This is a genomic window from Nostoc sp. PA-18-2419 (assembly GCF_005869855.1).
Taxonomy (GTDB): Bacteria; Cyanobacteriota; Cyanobacteriia; order Cyanobacteriales; family Nostocaceae; genus Nostoc.
Genome location: NZ_SZNH01000011.1, coordinates 22,447 through 39,104 on the forward strand (window position 1 = coordinate 22,447; position 16,658 = coordinate 39,104).

The following is a 16,658-nucleotide window of genomic DNA, read 5'->3' on the forward strand; positions in this document are numbered from 1 at the left end:
AATTTAGTGAAATGGAATGAAAATCAAGGAAATGTAAGTTGAAGATTTCGATTAAAGACAACTATAAAAAACTTTTTAATACTTCAGTTATGGTGTATATAAGCAATGACATTTACCGATAAACCAAACTGGTTGCAACAAAGCTTAGACCAAGAAAGTTTACTGCACCGGATGACAAAACAGATCAGGCGATCGCTTGATCTCCAAGAGATATTAACGACTACCGTTAGCCAAGTACGGTTATTTTTAGGTACAGATCGGGTGAAGGTATATCGGTTTGATGCTGATGGTAGTGGTGAAGTTATTGCTGAATCAATTCATGAGCAGCGTCTACCATCTCTATTGGGGCTACGCTTCCCAGTCCATGATATTCCCCAAAAAGCTAGAGAGATGTTTTTGGTAGCCGGGCAACGCTCGATTGTAGATGTGGGTAACGGGAAAATTGGGCTATCACCTCTACATTCAAAAGAAACTGGTAAACGTCTACAAAGTAATATCTCCTATCGGCAGGTAGACCCTTGTCATATTCAATATTTAAAGGCAATGGGCGTGCAATCTTCTTTAGTAGTGCCAATCTTACATTACAACCTCAAAGAAGAATCGGCAAAACCCCAATTGTGGGGATTGTTGGTATCTCATCACGCCCAACAGCGAACGATTTTGAAGCGAGAACTGAGATTAGTGCAGCAAGTTGCCGATCAAGTAGCGATCGCCATCGCTCAAAGTTACCTGTTCGCTGAAGCCATCGCCCAGCAACAACGAGAAGCTACTATTAACCGAATAACCACACTACTACATAAACTACCAACAATCCAATTACAAGGGGCACTAGAAGAAGCTATCGCTGCCTTCGATGGCGTAGGTGGCAGGCTTTATATTCAACAGACTGAAGAATTATACACCTGGGGTAAGCAACCAAAACTACCTTATGAGTTAGGAAATGGTGTCATCGAACAGCATTCCATGTGGCAAAACTGGATGGCTGAGTGTAAACCAGGTAATATTTGGGCAACCACTGACGTTTATAAAGAACCGCGTTTACGAGTTTTAGCTTTAGGGTTCCGTTCCACTCCAATTCGGGGACTGATGGTGATTCCCTTACATTACCGAGAAAAATTTACTGGTGTATTAAGCATTTTTCGCTCGGAATTTAATACAGAAATTTTGTGGGCAGGACAGTGTGAGGACAATCGGCGGCAATTACTACCGCAACTTTCCTTTGAAGTTTGGCGAGAGCAAAAAAAGGGGCAAGCATGTGAGTGGAGGGCAGAAGACATTTCATTAGCCCAAGCACTATACGATCATTTTTCAATGGCAATTGAGCAGCAGCAAATGTACAAACAGGTACAAGCGCTCAATTCCAACCTAGAACTGCGGGTGCAAGAGCAAACTGCCGAACTAAAAAAATCATTACTATTCACCAAAGTACTCAAGCAAGTCACAGACCAGATCCGCAGTACATTAGACTTGCAGACAACTCTGCAAGCGATCGTCCGCGAAGTTCGCTCGCTGCTAAACTCAAACCGGGTGTTGATTTTCCAAATCAAGAGTAGATCGGTGATTGTGGAAGAAATTAACGGCAACTGGCAGTCAGTTTTAGAAGTGAAAGCACCACCAGACTGCTTTCCTGATGAGTTTATTAATTTATACTTTCAAGGCAGAATCCGGGCTGTTAACAATGTATCAGCAGTTTCTTTAAGCGCTTGTCATCGAGATTTTTTGCAAAGTCTGCAAGTGCAAGCCAACTTAATTGTTCCGATAAAAATAGGTATGCAAGTATGGGGATTACTGATTGCTCATCAGTGCGACACTCCTAGAAATTGGCAGGATGCGGAAATCGATTTATTGCAACAGCTAGGAGATCAAGCTGCGATCGCCATTCAACAAGCGCAACTGTATGAACAGACCTTTAGAGCCGAAACTGAAGCTAGGAATCAAGCTGCACAGTTAGAACATACTCTGCATCAACTCCAAGAAACACAAACAAAATTGATTCACACCGAAAAAATGTCCGCCTTAGGACAGCTAGTGGCGGGTATCGCGCACGAAATCAATAACCCCGTTAACTTCATCTACGGTAACCTCTGCCATGCCAGCGATTATACCGAACAACTACTGGAAGTTTTACGGCTCTACCAATTATATTATCCCCACCCTCATAGTGAAATTCGCGCCGCCCTCGAAGGGATCGATTTTGAGTTTTTGGTAGAAGACCTGCCAAAAATCATCACCTCAATGCAAGTGGGAAGCGATCGCATTCGCTCAATAGTGCTGTCATTACGCAATTTTTCTCGCTTGGATGAGTCGGAAAACAAGCGCGTTGACCTGCATGAAGGCATTGACAATACTTTATTAATTTTGCAACACCGCCTGAAAGCAAGTCCTGAATTTCCAGGCATTGAAGTAATTAAAAAATATGGCCAGATCCCACGGGTGGAATGCTATGCCGGACAAATGAATCAAGTATTTATGAATATTCTCAGCAATGCTGTAGATGCCCTATTAATGAAGAATGGGGAGTGGGGAGTCGAGAGTAGCGAGATGGGGAGACAATCAGACAATCAGACAAATTGCAATAAGTCTTTCCCCTTGTCCCCAATTCCCATTGTTCCCTCATCCTTATTTCCAATGCCCACTATCCACATTTTCACTCAAGTCTCAGCAGACAACTCTGGTGTGTTGATTCGTATTAGTGACAATGGGCTTGGAATGACTCAAGAAGTCAAAAAGCGAATTTTTGACCCATTTTATACTACCAAACCTGTAGGTAAAGGCACAGGACTGGGATTGGCAATCAGCTATCAAATTATTGTAGAAAAACATGCCGGAACGATGGAGTGCATTTCAGAACCAGGCAAAGGTACAGAATTCTGGATTGAGATTCCCCTCAAGCCTCCAGTAACAAGCAGTGAAGTGGAGGTGGGGGAGTGGTGAGATGGAAAGACAAAGGGACATGCAACAAGTCTTTCCCCTTGTCCTTGTTTCGCTTTGTAACAAGCCCTGAATACTACAATTATCTGACTCCCGGAGGATGTAATACAACTTCTTCGTACCACTGAAGCTTCTCTCGTCAAGGCTTATCAGTCTGTCTCTGGCTAGTTGGGATAAACAGCGCCGAGCGTTGCCAGTGGTGGTGTGTATGTAGTGGGCTACCTCCTCGGCTTCAAACTTATTATTAGCGTTTTCTTGCAAAAATTTGATGATACGGTCTTTGGTGGAGTTATCTGGAGAGCCTAACTCTTCTCCTACTTCCTCCAGGAGTGAGAAACTAAAATCTTCTTCATTGAAGAACAGGCGATAACTCGCTGGGAAGCGGCGCGATCGCGATTTTTCAATGGTGAGAATTTTTTCTTGGACATTGGCGCTGGGGTTAGTGTCCTTTTCTAGCTTGATCACCTCTGAGACAGCGTTTGTAACTGCTGTTGTCCCCCTGGCTTGTCCGTTTCTATTGGTATGGTGAACAATGACTAGAGTTATTCCGGTTTCGGCGGCATTCGGCGATAAGCAAAAAACCAAAGTTGTTGGAGGGTCAGACTTGTGTAGACTTTCTCTGTGGCAATGAGTTTATACCAGACTAGAACCTCAGTGATCGCGTTTAAAAAATGAGATTGATAAAACTTTGGGTGAAAAACTGGTAGCACAAAAACAAGCTGGTCGCCCGATCAAGTTGATGAGGATGAAAATTGCAGCTTTAGGAGCAAGATTATTGTTTAGAGAACTAGTCAAAGCCCATGAGTCATATTCCTCCACAACTTCAACCACTACCGACTGATGTCACCTTTAGTTATTACCGTCAGCCGGGAAATCCTGGTTGCTTGTGTTTGCGGTGTCTGCTGGCCATCGGCACAAAAGAATCACCAGTTATTTTTATATCCTCAAAGCAGTCAGTGGATACTTCGCTATCATCCTGGCTGCTTGAGAATGGTGACTTTTGACAATGATCGAGACTCGGAAGATGACTATAAAGATTTGCCCTACTAATTCCCTGTCCACCCCATAAATCGCTAGAGTGAATACGAAGTTAAATAGCGATAAACAGTTAAAATAGCGCCTTATGTCAATTATTGCGCTCAGAGCATGGTATTTACAGGATTATGAGCCGATTCCAGAATTGGAAAAACGTCCACCAGACATTCGCCTCAGCAAAAAAAGTCTGCTGAGATCGGCATTGCGAGCGGACTTTTTAGAAGAAAGTGACGAAATTAAGAAATCAATTTGGTTTTGGCGCTATCTGGAAGGTGAAGATATTGAATTTTATATTGAGGGTAGTGGCGGTTATCGCGTAGCTAACATTGACTTGATTAGTCACGAAATTTATTTTACTAAGCAGGCGGTGCTGGCTCAGTTAGAACCAACAATTTTTTTCTGCAATCAAACTGAGTATGCCGCAGCGAGTGATGTTCTCAGAGAAGAACTGCAAAAAAGTTTGGAGACTTTAAACTTGCGATCGCGCCTTCCCTTAACATTAGTAGAATCCTCTCGTCCCACCGGTGCTACTTTCCGAATTAATCGGACTATGATGCGAAAAATCCGTAAGAGTTTGTTATTTATCGCTGATACCACACCCATTGCTAGTATTGCTAGTAAAGAAACTCCTCAACTAATTCCGAGTCCCAATGTCTGTATTGAAATCGGCTATGCCATTCAAAGTAAGCGGTCTGAACAGATTCTACTAGCGCAAATGCAACGTCCAAATTTTGAAGGACAATTTCCTTTCGACTTACCCACACAGCAAATTTTACAATTTCAAGACATGAAAGAACTGAATAAAATTCTGACACGAACGATTGAAAATCAGCTAGCACGATTCAAATTGTTTTTTTAAACGAGATGATAACATTCAGTATCGGGAATGGGGACGTCGGATTTTAATCGCTCAATTGTCGTTGATACTGTGCCAAGGCTGTTGAGTATATTAACCTTGATGTCAGTAAAATCATTGCCTAACAAGGCTTAAGAGATTTTTACTACAAATACACCAATCAACTAGGGTAGCAGAGCTTGTGCTACCCTACTACATATTTACCACTACCTTTTATTCAATTGAAAACCGCTTTCTAGTAAATTTTGATTTGTTACATTAATCTTAGCGATTAACAGTTATATTAAAATATTTTAACATTTACAGCTATTGATCAAACTGTAGGGACACAGTATTACTGTATCTTGACAACAGATGTGATTCACATATATAAAAACTCCTATAAGTGCAAAAGGTGTATCCTGTCGCAAATATTGCCTCTAGCTAAAAGTAGTTGGGGGCGAAGGACAAAATTAAAACTACATAGTTATTAGCAGATGGAACAAGTAATTGAAACTCTCAAACAAGATTTACCAACACTTTTTCAAAAAGATATTTCCTATAATATTTATACACGGGATATCTATTTTAAAGACCCAGTGAATACATTCAAATACAAATTTAATTATCGGATTATATTTTGGACTTTGCGATTTCATGCTCGCCTATTTTTTACCAAAATTTACTTTGATGTACATGATATAAAACAGTCTGCTGAAGATACTATTTTAGTAAATTGGACAGTGCGGGGAGTGTTGCGTGTTCCCTGGAAAGCACCTTTGTTGTTTAATGGTTGTTCAACTTATAAACTCAACCAAGATAATTTGATATACGAGCATATTGACACTTGGGATAGAAAGCCAAAAGAAATATTAAAGCAGTTTTGGCAAAGGGGAGAAGCTAATTAGCTACTAGATATTCATCTTTTAGAATGGCTGATTTAAGAAACAAGCTTTTGCTTAAGGCTATCTTTTGTAAGCTCAAATTTTGTCAGAGCGTAGTTATTTTATGGATAAGTGATCGCTATTCCAAGATTTAAATAGTTCAAAGGTACTATATTTCTTGATTTTGCCCAATATAGTTGCTACCAAAACTTTTGGGTATTATTTTGATAAACTATAAGTTTTGTAGTATAATTATCTACTTAAGTAGTATATAAAACTCTTATCTGATTTTTGCAAAAACTCTGTACAACTCGAAAAGGCTGATTCTCTACTCCTGCTTACGCAAATAAGCTTAAAAACCAAAACAGATTACTATATATACTTAATAAATATAAAAACTAAAGAGAGACTGAAGATGGCAAAAGAGAGTCTAAAAGTTTATTTAGATGCCCTCATATGTAGAGAAGCATTTGAAGTACAAGGTCAAAACATAGGAAGAAATATTCCTATGATATCTATTCGTGATTTAGAAAAAAGTTCTTTTTTCTATCCATTTTTACGCAAACCTGATTTTCAAAGAGAAACTAATGAGTGGGAATCTCAGAAAATATGTGAGTTTATAGAAAGTTTTTTAGACGGTGATTTAATTCCATGTGTAATTCTTTGGAGAAGTTCTAGTAGTTATTATTTTGTGATTGATGGCTCCCATAGACTTAGTTCTTTAATAGCTTGGATCAATGATGACTATGGCGATGGTAAAATTTCTCAAGAATTTTATGATGGAGATATTACAGAAGAGCAAAAAGTCGCTGCTCAAGAGGTAAGGAAACTTATTAAAGCAGCTATAGGTTCTTATAAAGATTATCAATCTTTAACACAACATCAAGGACAAGTTGATCAAAAATTTCTCGATAGAGCAAGAAACTTAGGAGCTTTAGGTATCCAGCTACAGTGGGTTGAAGGTAATTCAGAAAAAGCAGAAGCATCTTTTTTTAAAATTAATCAACAAGCAGCACCTATTGGTGAAACTGAAATGCGTTTACTACTTGCACGAAAGACACCTAATGGTGTTGCAGCTCGTGCAATCATGAGAAGTGGTAATGGTCATAAATATTGGTCAGACTTTTCACAAGATAAACAGGATGAAATAGAACAACTTGCTCAAGAAATACATCAACTTATTTTTGAACCTAAATTAAAAAACCCGATTAAAACTCTAGATGTGCCAATAGTAGGAAGTCTCTCGGCTCCTGAAAAACTTGAAGTCATATTAGAATATGTCAATATAGTTAATAATATAGAAGTAGATAGTCAATTAGGAGACGATCCTACAGGAGAAAAAACAGTAGAACTACTCAAAAATTGTAAAAAAGTGGCGCAAAGAATAAATAGCAATCATCCTTCATCTCTGGGTTTGCACCCTATTATATATTTTACACTAGCGCTGGTAAGCCCAAAATTGGGTCATTTTATGGCATCATTACTTTAATACTACATTTAGAAAAAACTAAATACTTTTCTAAATTTATAGATGTCCGAAAAGATTTTGAATGGGTGATTTGGCAAGATGATATGGTTCCGCAGATTGTCAGCAAAAATGGAAATGCACTCAAAGCAAGAGAGAAAGTTAAAGATTTTTATATAAAAATTATTGATAAATTATTAGAAAAAATAGATAAGAAAAATGTCATTAAGGAAATCATCATCGAAAAAGGTTTTGGCTCATTAAAAGCTAAAACTAAAAGTAATGCAAGTGAAACCCTAAGTAAAGAATTCTCACGAGAGACAAAAGCAGCAGCTTTTATTAGAGATGCTTTACCTGGTTCTCCACGATGTAAAATCTGTGCAGGCTATCTCCCCAGTCGTCTTAACTCCATAGATCACATTAAGAGAAAAGCTGATGGTGGCTTAGGTACTTTAGATAATGCGCAATTGACTCATGCATACTGTAATACAACATACAAAAATTAAATATTTTAAAACTAAGTATAAAATTTAGATATAGTAGTGCGCTAGTAAAAGACATTACCTTTTGTTAAGACATACTACGACTTCTTCACTGCGGGATATTGCTGCAACACCTGTTGCAAATATTGCCCAGTATAAGACTTGGGATTTGCTGCAACTTCCTCCGGTGTCCCGATAGCAATTAATTCTCCACCCTTATCGCCACCTTCTGGCCCCAAATCTACCACCCAATCTGCACAACGAATCACATCTAAGTTATGTTCAATTACTAAAATTGAATTACCTTTATCCACCAATCTTTGCAAAACATCTAACAATTTGTGGACATCGTAAAAAGATAACCCTGTTGTTGGTTCATCTATTAAATAAAGTGTCTTACCTGTGGCGCGTCTAGATAATTCTGTAGCTAGTTTTACGCGCTGCGCTTCACCACCAGATAAAGTAGTCGCAGGTTGTCCCAATTGAATATAACCCAAGCCGACATCAAATAAAGTTTGCAAACGGGCGAAAGCTTTGGGAATATTTTGGAAAAAATCTAAACTTTCCTCAACTGTCATATTGAGAACATCAGAAATAGATTTGTCTTTGTACTTTACTTGCAATGTTTCGCGGTTGTATCTTGCGCCTTTACAAATTTCGCACTGCACGTAAACATCAGGGAGAAAGTTCATTTCAATTACATTCACACCCTGTCCGCTACAAGCTTCGCAACGTCCACCTTTAACGTTGAAAGAAAATTGCCCGGGTTTGTAGCCTCTAGCTTTGGCTTCTATTGTTTGCGAAAATACATCGCGAATCGCGTCGAAAATTCCTGTATAAGTTGCAGGATTAGAACGCGGTGTGCGTCCAATTGGCGATTGATCGATGACGATCGCTTTATCAATCGCATTTAATCCCTGAATTTTATCTAAGTCTTTGGGTAAGGGAACTTTCTTAGTTAAATGATGTTGTAATGATGGATAAAGTAACTCATTAATTAAAGTAGATTTACCAGAACCAGACACGCCAGTAACAGCAACAAGCTTACCTAACGGAATTTCGACATCTATATTTCTTAAATTGTTGCGATGGGCATTTTTAATAATTAAACTGCGTCCATTTCCGTCTCGGCGTTCTGTTGGCGTAGTGATTACCCGTCTTCCTGATAAATAAGCACCTGTTAAGGAATCTTCTGCTGTTAATAATGCTTCTAAATCACCTTGGGCGATAATGTTTCCGCCATGAATTCCTGCACCAGGGCCAATATCAACTATATAGTTGGCTGCACGAATTGTTTCTTCATCGTGTTCAACAACAATTAAGGTATTACCCAAATCGCGCAATTTCGTTAAAGTTTTCAGCAATCTACCGTTATCTCGTTGATGCAAACCAATACTTGGTTCATCTAAAACGTAAAGAACTCCTGTTAATCCAGAACCAATTTGTGTAGCTAAACGAATGCGTTGCGCTTCGCCACCAGAAAGGGTCATGGCTGGACGGTCTAAGGTGAGGTAATCTAAACCGACATCTAACAAAAATTGCAATCTGGCTTTAATTTCTCTGAGTACTAAATCAGCAATTTGCAACTGGCGATCGCTCAATTTTAATTGCTCAATTCTTTCCCGACAATCTCGAATTGATACTCCAGTTAAATCCAAAATTCCATATTGTCCCAACTTCACCGCTAAAGCTTCTGGTTTTAATCGTTTTCCCAGACAAACTTCACATGGTTGATCAATTAAATACTGATCTAATTTTTGCTTAATTAACTCCGAGCCACCCTCATATTGCCTTTGTAAAATTGGAATAATACCTTTAAAACTTTGTTTTTTATCTGTTTTTGTAGTTTCTGCTTTTTCTCCATATAAAAGAGTCTGCTGCTGTTCTTCTGTCAGCTTGCTCCAATTTGTTTGTAATTCAAATCCATAAGCTTGCCCCACACTGTAGAGCAATTCCAAATAATAAGAATTATCTTTTTCTGACCAAGGGGCGATCGCAGCATATATTGGCGCTTCCGGGTCGGGTACGATCAAATCTGGCGCAAATCTTCTTAAAGTCCCAATTCCATGACAGTTAGGACAAGCACCATAAGGTGAGTTAAAAGAGAACAATCGCGGCGACAATTCCTCCATTACCGCGCCATGTTCTGGACAAGCAAAATTTTCCGAAAATGCTAATTCTTCGTCATCTGTTGTTTGTCCTTTGTCATTTGTCTCATGACCGAAGACTATGTTTGCAATGCCACCAGACTGTTTTAAGCACGTAGATAGCGAATCAACTAAACGCTCTTGAATACCAGCTTTTTTCACTAAGCGGTCAATTACCACTTCTATGGTGTGCGTCAAATTTTTATCCAAATCAATGGAATCTGACAGTTCGCGCACTTCGCCATCAACACGAATGCGGACAAAACCTTGGGAAGCTAGACTTGACAAAAGCTTGCGGTGTGTGCCTTTTTTACCGCGAACCACAGGTGCAAGAATTTGGAAACGAGTGCGGTCTGGTAATTCCAGAATCCGATCGCACATCTCATCAATTGTTTGGGGTGCAATACAGCGATCGCAAATCGGACAATGCGGTTCGCCAGCGCGACCAAACAACAGCCGCAAATAATCGTAAATCTCCGTCACCGTACCCACAGTGGAACGGGGGTTATGAGAAGTTGACTTTTGGTCAATGGAAATTGCCGGACTTAAGCCTTCAATCGCTTCCACGTCCGGCTTATCTAACTGTCCTAAAAATTGCCTTGCATAAGCGCTAAGGGATTCCACATAGCGACGTTGCCCTTCAGCGAAAATCGTATCAAACGCCAAAGAAGATTTACCAGAACCAGAAACACCAGTGAACACAATTAAGCGATCGCGTGGCAATTCCAAGTCAATATTTTTCAGATTATGCTGCCTAGCACCCCGAATCCGAATGGTATTCTGGCTATTGTGCGAGGGAAGATGTCCGTTCAACAGAGAAGCCTGAGCGTTAGCCTGCTCTGAACGGAACTTCGGGGATGCTGTAAGCTGTGGGTCTGACATATTACGCGGCAAAAAAGGAGTTTCCTGTGAAACAGTCCTTAATAATACTATCTTTAATTAGTTTATAGTAGAACAATCGTACTGTTTTACATACTTATTGAGTATTGGGCATTAGGAGTGGTGAGTTAGAAGTTAAGAATTATTCTCTGCCTCCCCGCGTCCTTGCGTCTCCCCATCTCTTCTTCTGTTTGCGCCTCTCGTCTTGGAAAGTTCTGATGCCTGCGGCAAGCCCTGTGGGTTCGGGGGATCGCAATCGACGGAAACCACCAAGACCGCGACCCCCTTACCGCAAAGCGTCTACGGATAGCGCAGCGTTAGCGAGTCTGCGAGCGTCGCAAGCGGGCGCTCAGGCTTTCTGCTACGCCTGGAGCGTGCAAAAATCATCCCCCAACTATCGAAGCCACTTTCTGTGCAAAATTCCTACAAACTCCATGCAGCTTGAAAAAAGTCATACTCACACAACATCGCATAACGGTAGGTTGAATGCACAACAGCATTAGTTGTGGCATAATTGTCAACCAAATTTTGTAATTGCTGTACCAATGCCTGAAAATCGGCGCTACTGTAAGTCCGAATCCAGTCTGCATATTGATGATTTGGGATGCCATTAACAGCTAACTGTTCTCCCAAAAAAGCATACAAACGCATACAGGGAGACATAGCCGCAGCTGTTAAACTCACATCTCGACCCCAAGCAGTTGCTAATAAAAAATCAGTATAGTGCCGGGTAGCGGGTCCAGGTTCCACAGAATATAAATTAACTCCCCAGTCAGAAGCATAGCTACTATGCAATTGCAGTTCTGCTAAAACTCCATCAGCTAAGTTATGAAATTTCGTGAAACCTTCCCAATCTGGTGCTTTAGCTGCGGCGATACTATAAGCACGGGCAAAAGCTTCTAAGAAAAAAGCATCTTGCCCTACATAGTAAGCAAACTTTGCTTGCTCAAGAGTACCATCACTAATGCCTTGAACAAAAGGATGCTCTAGACACACTTTGGCTAAATCTTGATTTACCATCCATAATTCATTGGATAAAGTCATTTGTCATTGGTCATTTGTCATTTGTTAATAGTCAACAGTCATCTCCCCACTCTCTAAAAAGGTAAAAACTGAAGCAAGATTGAGCCAAGACTTCCAACAAAGTCAACAAAACTAGGCTTACCAGAGCTGACTTTTTCAGTATAGGGTGTTTGCAGTTCTTTCATAAAAGCCTGAGCTGTTTCGGTTCCAGAGGTATTATTTTGAGATATAAACAATTTTTCAGCAGCTTGGGCATCTACGAATGCACCTTGCCTATCTAATATTTGGTATCGGGCGACACCACGAGCTAGATAAGCACCTGCATATTCTGGTTTAATGGCGATCGCTTGACTAAAATAACTAATTGCTTGCTGCTGGTTGCCTTTTTCTGCTTCTGCTACACCCCAAGCATAGAAATCCTCTGGTGAAGCAATTTGTGATGGTATACCAATTGCCCCCTGGAAGTTAGCGCCATTCAGGTAAGCACCATTCAATTGTGCGTTTGTGAGATAGGAATTTCTCAAATCAGCACCCGCTAAATTTGCGCCACTAAATCTAGCCTCGCTTAGGTTAACACCAAATAAGCTAGTGCCGCTCAAGTTTGCCCCTCGCAAATCTGCACCGCTCAAGTTGGCGCGGCTCAAGTTTGCACCTGCAAGATTAGCGCCGCTCAAATTCGCTCCAGATAAATCAGCCATCACTAAACCTGCATTAGTCAAATCACAGTTTTGACACTGTTTGGTTGCTAATAACTGTCTAACGTGTTCGGAATTTGCGGCTTGTACGGTTGTGGTCAGGCTAATTGTGGTTAAAAATGTGGCTGTAGCGAGAATTTTGCTTTTCATATTTGCGTAATATTTCTTACTCAAAACTCAAGATTAACCGAGATAAATTTATACCTCAGCCTATGATATGAGCAATCTGAATAGTTTGCCCTCTGTAGTTGCCTATATCACTTGTCAAGTTGAGTCAGAGTAAAAACTTGCTAGTACAGTAGGCGTGGAAATAGACCATACCCTCTAGAAACCTCCTTCATCTTCCTTTAAAAGAATTATCATTATTGTTTGGCTAACAGTTTATTTTCTGGAAGTCCCTAAGAAGTTATAAAATTTCTAGTTCCACTTAAAGTGTAGTAATCAAAAAGCTCTGCCTTTAGTTGTTTGAAGGAGGCAGAGCTTGAGTAAATGTATTTATCGGTTAAAGTTGAAAAATGAGGTAGATAAGTTGTTTAAGTTTTGTTATTCTAATTTCTGTTAATCTAATTTCCGTCTATTTGGTTTTCTCCTACTATTCCAGTTGCTTCTAAAGCTAGCTCACCTGCTGTGTAGAGTCCAAGTGCTGTCATGCCTCCGGCCTGAGTCACTGCACTGCCTGCATTATTCAAAGTTTTTATTGTCGCATGTGAAAGTGTTTTTGTAACTTTCTTCCACCAACTTTTACCTCCTGTTAATTGTTCGCAGTATTCATCTGATAAGACTTCAAACAATTCTTCTTGGTTTTCAATTATCAGGTTTTCATTTTTGTTTATAGACATGGTTAGTTCTCCTTCAATATAAAAAATACGAGCATTTGCTTGTTATATATTGAGCCAGGAAAAATATTATTTGGCTCTAACTATTAAATAGATTAATTTAAAATAATGTATCTGCACAGGCTTGACAATCGACATTTTGAGAGATAACAGCCATTATGACAATTTTTTGACTCTTGATTCAGTATTTATTTGGATTATTTTTGGGACTTAAGCTCAGTAAGTAAATCTCTGGAATATAATCTGATATATAGCCTTTGTTACTATAATTCTCAAGCTTTTCAATATACAAAATTTTAAATTATTATGTTTATAAAGAATATTTATAAAGATAATATGAATTAGTTCTAGTTTTATATAATTTCCTTAAAGTTATCAATAAACTTTCTAAGTTATTTCTACTTATTTACCCGTAAATTGATTTTTTTGATTTAAAAAAACTGATAATAGCCAGCACTTACCCTGAGATTATGACTGGCTCAAGAAGTTATTAATAGCATGTAATAATTGGTGGAAAGTATAAGGCTTCCTCAAAAATATATCGACACCAGCATTGGCAGCCTCGACCATCTGGTTGTCCGTTACCATGCCGCTGATACCCATAATTTTGACTTGTGGGTTCATTTGTTGCATGATATTAATCGCAGTTAACCCATCCATTGACGGCATCATCATATCCATCAATACCATGCTGATTTTCTTTTTATACTGGGCGTACAATGAAATGGCTTCAATGCCGCTAATAGCCGTTAAGGTTTCGTAATTGTGATCTTCTAACAAAGTTTTACTAATTTCCAAAATAGCGGCTTCATCATCAACAATTAAAATCAATTCTCCATTGCCGTTGGGCAATTCTATGCTCTGTGCTTGGTGGTTTGTACTTTTATTTATAGCTGGTAAGTACACCTGAAATTGAGAACCTTTACCTACCTCACTAGACACGTTCACAAAACCATTGTGGTTTTTGACAATGCCAATCACAGTTGACAAACCTAACCCTGTGCCTTTACCTGGTTCTTTAGTTGTGAAAAAAGGTTCAAAAATTCGCTCTAAAATTAGTGGAGAAATCCCAAATCCCGTATCTGAAATAGTTATAACTATATAGGAGCCAACCTGAGCATTTAGATTCATTTTGGCAAAGTTTTCATCAAGGAATAAATTATCCGCAGACATCCATAATGTGCCACCCTTGGGCATGGCATCACGAGCATTGAGGCATAAATTCATTAATACCTGATGAATTTGAGTAGGATCTGCCAAAATAGTCCAGAGTTTATATCTAGGTCGATGATTAATAATTGCGATCAATTTGGGAAATGTGCTTTGAAGAGTTTGCTCAACTTCTAACAGTAGGTGTTCTATTTGTAAAGAAACACCTTTGCCTTCAGATCTACGGGAAAAAGTTAGAATTTGCTTGACTAAATCTGCCGCACGTTTAGAGTTATGTTCGAGAAGTTTTAACAGTTGCTGATTGCGTACATCCAGATTAGGAAGTTTGAGCGCCAACATTTCCACTGAGGACAAAATGGGTGTCAGGATATTGTTGAGGTCGTGGGCAATGCCACTTGCCAAGGTACCAAGGCTTTCTAGGCGCTGAGCACGGAGAAATTGAGCAAAGAGTTGTTTTTTTTCTGTGATATCGGTATCAACGGAGAGGATGGATTTAGGTTTGTCTGCTTCATCAGGCATCAGTGTCCAGCGGCTTTCCACGATAATTTCTTTTTTGCCTTTGGTCACTTTATGTAACTCACCTTGCCAGAACCCAGAGTCAGTAACGCTTTTTAAAGCTGCTTGCAATTGCTGTGAAGTTTCTTTGCACAAAATCTCTTCTAGGTTCTTTCCTAAAACCTCATGAGCCTCCCAACCATATAGACGTTCTGCACCTTGATTCCAAAACAATATTTGATTTTGCAAATTTCGCACAACGATCGCGTCAGAAGCGATATCGAGTAGGGCTGCTTGTTGGCGGATTTTCTGCTCCGCCCACTTGCGCTCAATGGTGGTAGCCAATACATTAGCGATCGCCTGCAAAAAGTGAATATCATTTTGGGTAAATTCCCGGAGTCTAGTTGTATGTGCACCTAAGACACCAAAAGGTTGTTTTTGACCCTGAATAATGACGCTAATGCCACTGACTACAGAGTGGTCAATCAATAACGGTGGCCCTTGAAACCGTGTTTCTTTCTGAAGGTCATAAACAATTACTGGCTCACTGGAAAGTAGTGTATAAGATGCCTGAGTTTCACTCCCTGAACCTAACGCCAATTTAAAATTTCCCACTAGCCCTGAATGCCAACCGACTCCCGAGCGCAACAGCAACACGTTCCCCGCAAGCAGTTCCAAAACCTTACTGTACTCTACCTCTAGGCTTTGAGTAACCAGGACAACGGCTTTATCCATTAATGCGTAAAGATCTAAATTAGCTAGAGCTAACTGACCCAGTTCAGCCACCGCTGCCTGCTGGCGGACGCGCGCTCTTAAACCAGATTCCACCCGCTTGCGCTCAGCGAGTTCAGTTTGTACCTGCTCATACAATTGAGATTGCTGGATAGCAATGCCCACCTGTATAGCCAATTGTTTGAGTAAATCAATTTCCCAGGTTTGCCACTGTCGGGGTGCCGCACACTGGTTGGCAACTAATAATCCCCATAATTTTTTTCCTTGCAAAATGGGGACTGCCAAGTTTGCTCTGACTTGAAACTGAGTAAGTAAATCCCTATGGCATTCAGTCAGACTTGCTGTATAAATATCTGCGATAGCTTGGATACGCCCCTGTCTGTACTCTTTGCCACGAGTTTCCATGAAATAAGTATCTTCGACTTGGGTATTTAAAGCAGAAATCCAACGTTTATCAACAGACTCTACCACCACTACCCCGCTATAGTCTGGTTCAAACTGATACATGAACACTCGATCAACTTGGAGCAACTGACGTACTTCAGTTACGGTGGTATTAAGAACTTTGTCCAAATTCAAACTCTGGCGGATGCGCTGGGCAATTGCCATCACCAGTCGCTGCCATTGAATTTGCTGTTCGAGTACCTCCTCTGCCTGCTTACCATCTGTGAAGTGGCACTCTGAATTCAACTCATCGTTGTTCATCTGTAATATGCCCCCTCTCATCTGTGACGTTATCAATATTTCTTGACTGCTGATGATTATACTTACGGACTATTGCCTCTAGCCCATATTTGGTAGTAATAAATGTAAAAATTACTTAATACGATTAGAATCTAAATTTTACAGTAGTTATTATTTTTATAAATCTGTCTTCAGAGGTTTACCGATTCAATATGTGTTTACTTTATTTCAACATAAATCTTAATTTGTAACAACTTCCAAAAAAAATACATATGTTGAGTCATTCAATGAAATCAGGTCATGAATCTAGCTTGAACATAGTTTTTTACTCTGTTTTAACTATAAGTCCTAGAATTTTTGGGAGA

At 39.7% G+C, this 16,658-nt stretch carries 13 protein-coding genes; 7 read left to right on the top strand and 6 right to left on the bottom strand.

Going from position 1 to position 16,658, the window contains the following annotated elements; all coding sequences use genetic code 11:
- Nucleotides 1-105: 105 nt before the first annotated feature.
- Nucleotides 106-2,934 (top strand): GAF domain-containing protein, encoded by a 2,829-nt coding sequence (locus tag FCR06_RS13475; protein WP_138500424.1) that lies wholly within the window; start codon nucleotides 106-108, stop codon nucleotides 2,932-2,934.
- On the opposite strand, the gene FCR06_RS13480 is transcribed toward FCR06_RS13475, so the two are convergent.
- Nucleotides 2,845-3,516 carry a hypothetical protein gene (locus FCR06_RS13480; protein ID WP_189523425.1) on the bottom strand — a complete coding sequence of 224 codons (672 nt, stop codon included), beginning with the start codon at nucleotides 3,514-3,516 and terminating at the stop codon, nucleotides 2,845-2,847. The two genes, FCR06_RS13475 and FCR06_RS13480, sit on opposite strands and share 90 nt — an antisense overlap.
- A gap of 103 nt (nucleotides 3,517-3,619) precedes the next feature.
- Here FCR06_RS13480 and FCR06_RS33545 point away from each other — a divergent pair, with 103 nt between their 5' ends.
- From FCR06_RS33545 to FCR06_RS33550, 6 genes are all read left to right on the top strand, one after another.
- Entirely contained in the window at nucleotides 3,620-3,772 is a 153-nt protein-coding gene (locus FCR06_RS33545; protein ID WP_223280129.1) for a hypothetical protein, read from the top strand.
- Nucleotides 3,772-3,981: a hypothetical protein gene (locus FCR06_RS13490; RefSeq protein WP_138500428.1), complete on the top strand. Its 210-nt coding sequence runs from the start codon at nucleotides 3,772-3,774 to the stop codon at nucleotides 3,979-3,981. Before FCR06_RS33545 ends, FCR06_RS13490 begins: the two co-directional genes overlap by 1 nt.
- Before the next feature lie 73 nt (nucleotides 3,982-4,054).
- Nucleotides 4,055-4,825 carry a hypothetical protein gene (locus tag FCR06_RS13495; RefSeq protein WP_138500429.1) on the top strand — a complete coding sequence of 257 codons (771 nt, stop codon included), beginning with the start codon at nucleotides 4,055-4,057 and terminating at the stop codon, nucleotides 4,823-4,825.
- 473 nt (nucleotides 4,826-5,298) lie between these two features.
- Nucleotides 5,299-5,709 carry a DUF2358 domain-containing protein gene (locus tag FCR06_RS13500; protein WP_138500431.1) on the top strand — a complete coding sequence of 137 codons (411 nt, stop codon included), beginning with the start codon at nucleotides 5,299-5,301 and terminating at the stop codon, nucleotides 5,707-5,709.
- 391 nt (nucleotides 5,710-6,100) lie between these two features.
- Complete coding sequence (locus FCR06_RS13505; protein ID WP_223280130.1) at nucleotides 6,101-7,174, top strand: DUF262 domain-containing protein; 1,074 nt, start codon at nucleotides 6,101-6,103, stop codon at nucleotides 7,172-7,174.
- Nucleotides 7,175-7,257: 83 nt separating this feature from the next.
- Nucleotides 7,258-7,656 (top strand): HNH endonuclease, encoded by a 399-nt coding sequence (locus tag FCR06_RS33550; protein ID WP_223280131.1) that lies wholly within the window; start codon nucleotides 7,258-7,260, stop codon nucleotides 7,654-7,656.
- A 74-nt stretch (nucleotides 7,657-7,730) separates the two neighbouring features.
- Here FCR06_RS33550 and uvrA read toward each other — a convergent pair whose 3' ends face one another.
- From uvrA to FCR06_RS13530, 5 genes are all read right to left on the bottom strand, one after another.
- A complete protein-coding gene (gene uvrA / locus FCR06_RS13510) occupies nucleotides 7,731-10,661 on the bottom strand; it encodes an excinuclease ABC subunit UvrA (RefSeq protein ID WP_223280132.1) in 2,931 nt (976 codons plus the stop codon).
- Nucleotides 10,662-11,081: 420 nt separating this feature from the next.
- Nucleotides 11,082-11,702: a TenA family protein gene (locus FCR06_RS13515; RefSeq protein ID WP_138500434.1), complete on the bottom strand. Its 621-nt coding sequence runs from the start codon at nucleotides 11,700-11,702 to the stop codon at nucleotides 11,082-11,084.
- A 53-nt stretch (nucleotides 11,703-11,755) separates the two neighbouring features.
- Entirely contained in the window at nucleotides 11,756-12,526 is a 771-nt protein-coding gene (locus FCR06_RS13520; protein ID WP_138500436.1) for a pentapeptide repeat-containing protein, read from the bottom strand.
- Between the two features lie 413 nt (nucleotides 12,527-12,939).
- The gene (locus FCR06_RS13525) at nucleotides 12,940-13,215 is read right to left on the bottom strand and encodes a hypothetical protein (protein ID WP_138500438.1); all 276 of its coding nucleotides are present in this window, start codon (nucleotides 13,213-13,215) and stop codon (nucleotides 12,940-12,942) included.
- Nucleotides 13,216-13,680: 465 nt separating this feature from the next.
- Nucleotides 13,681-16,314, bottom strand: a complete 2,634-nt coding sequence (locus tag FCR06_RS13530) for a GAF domain-containing protein (RefSeq protein WP_138500440.1) — start codon at nucleotides 16,312-16,314, stop codon at nucleotides 13,681-13,683.
- Nucleotides 16,315-16,658: the final 344 nt, after the last annotated feature.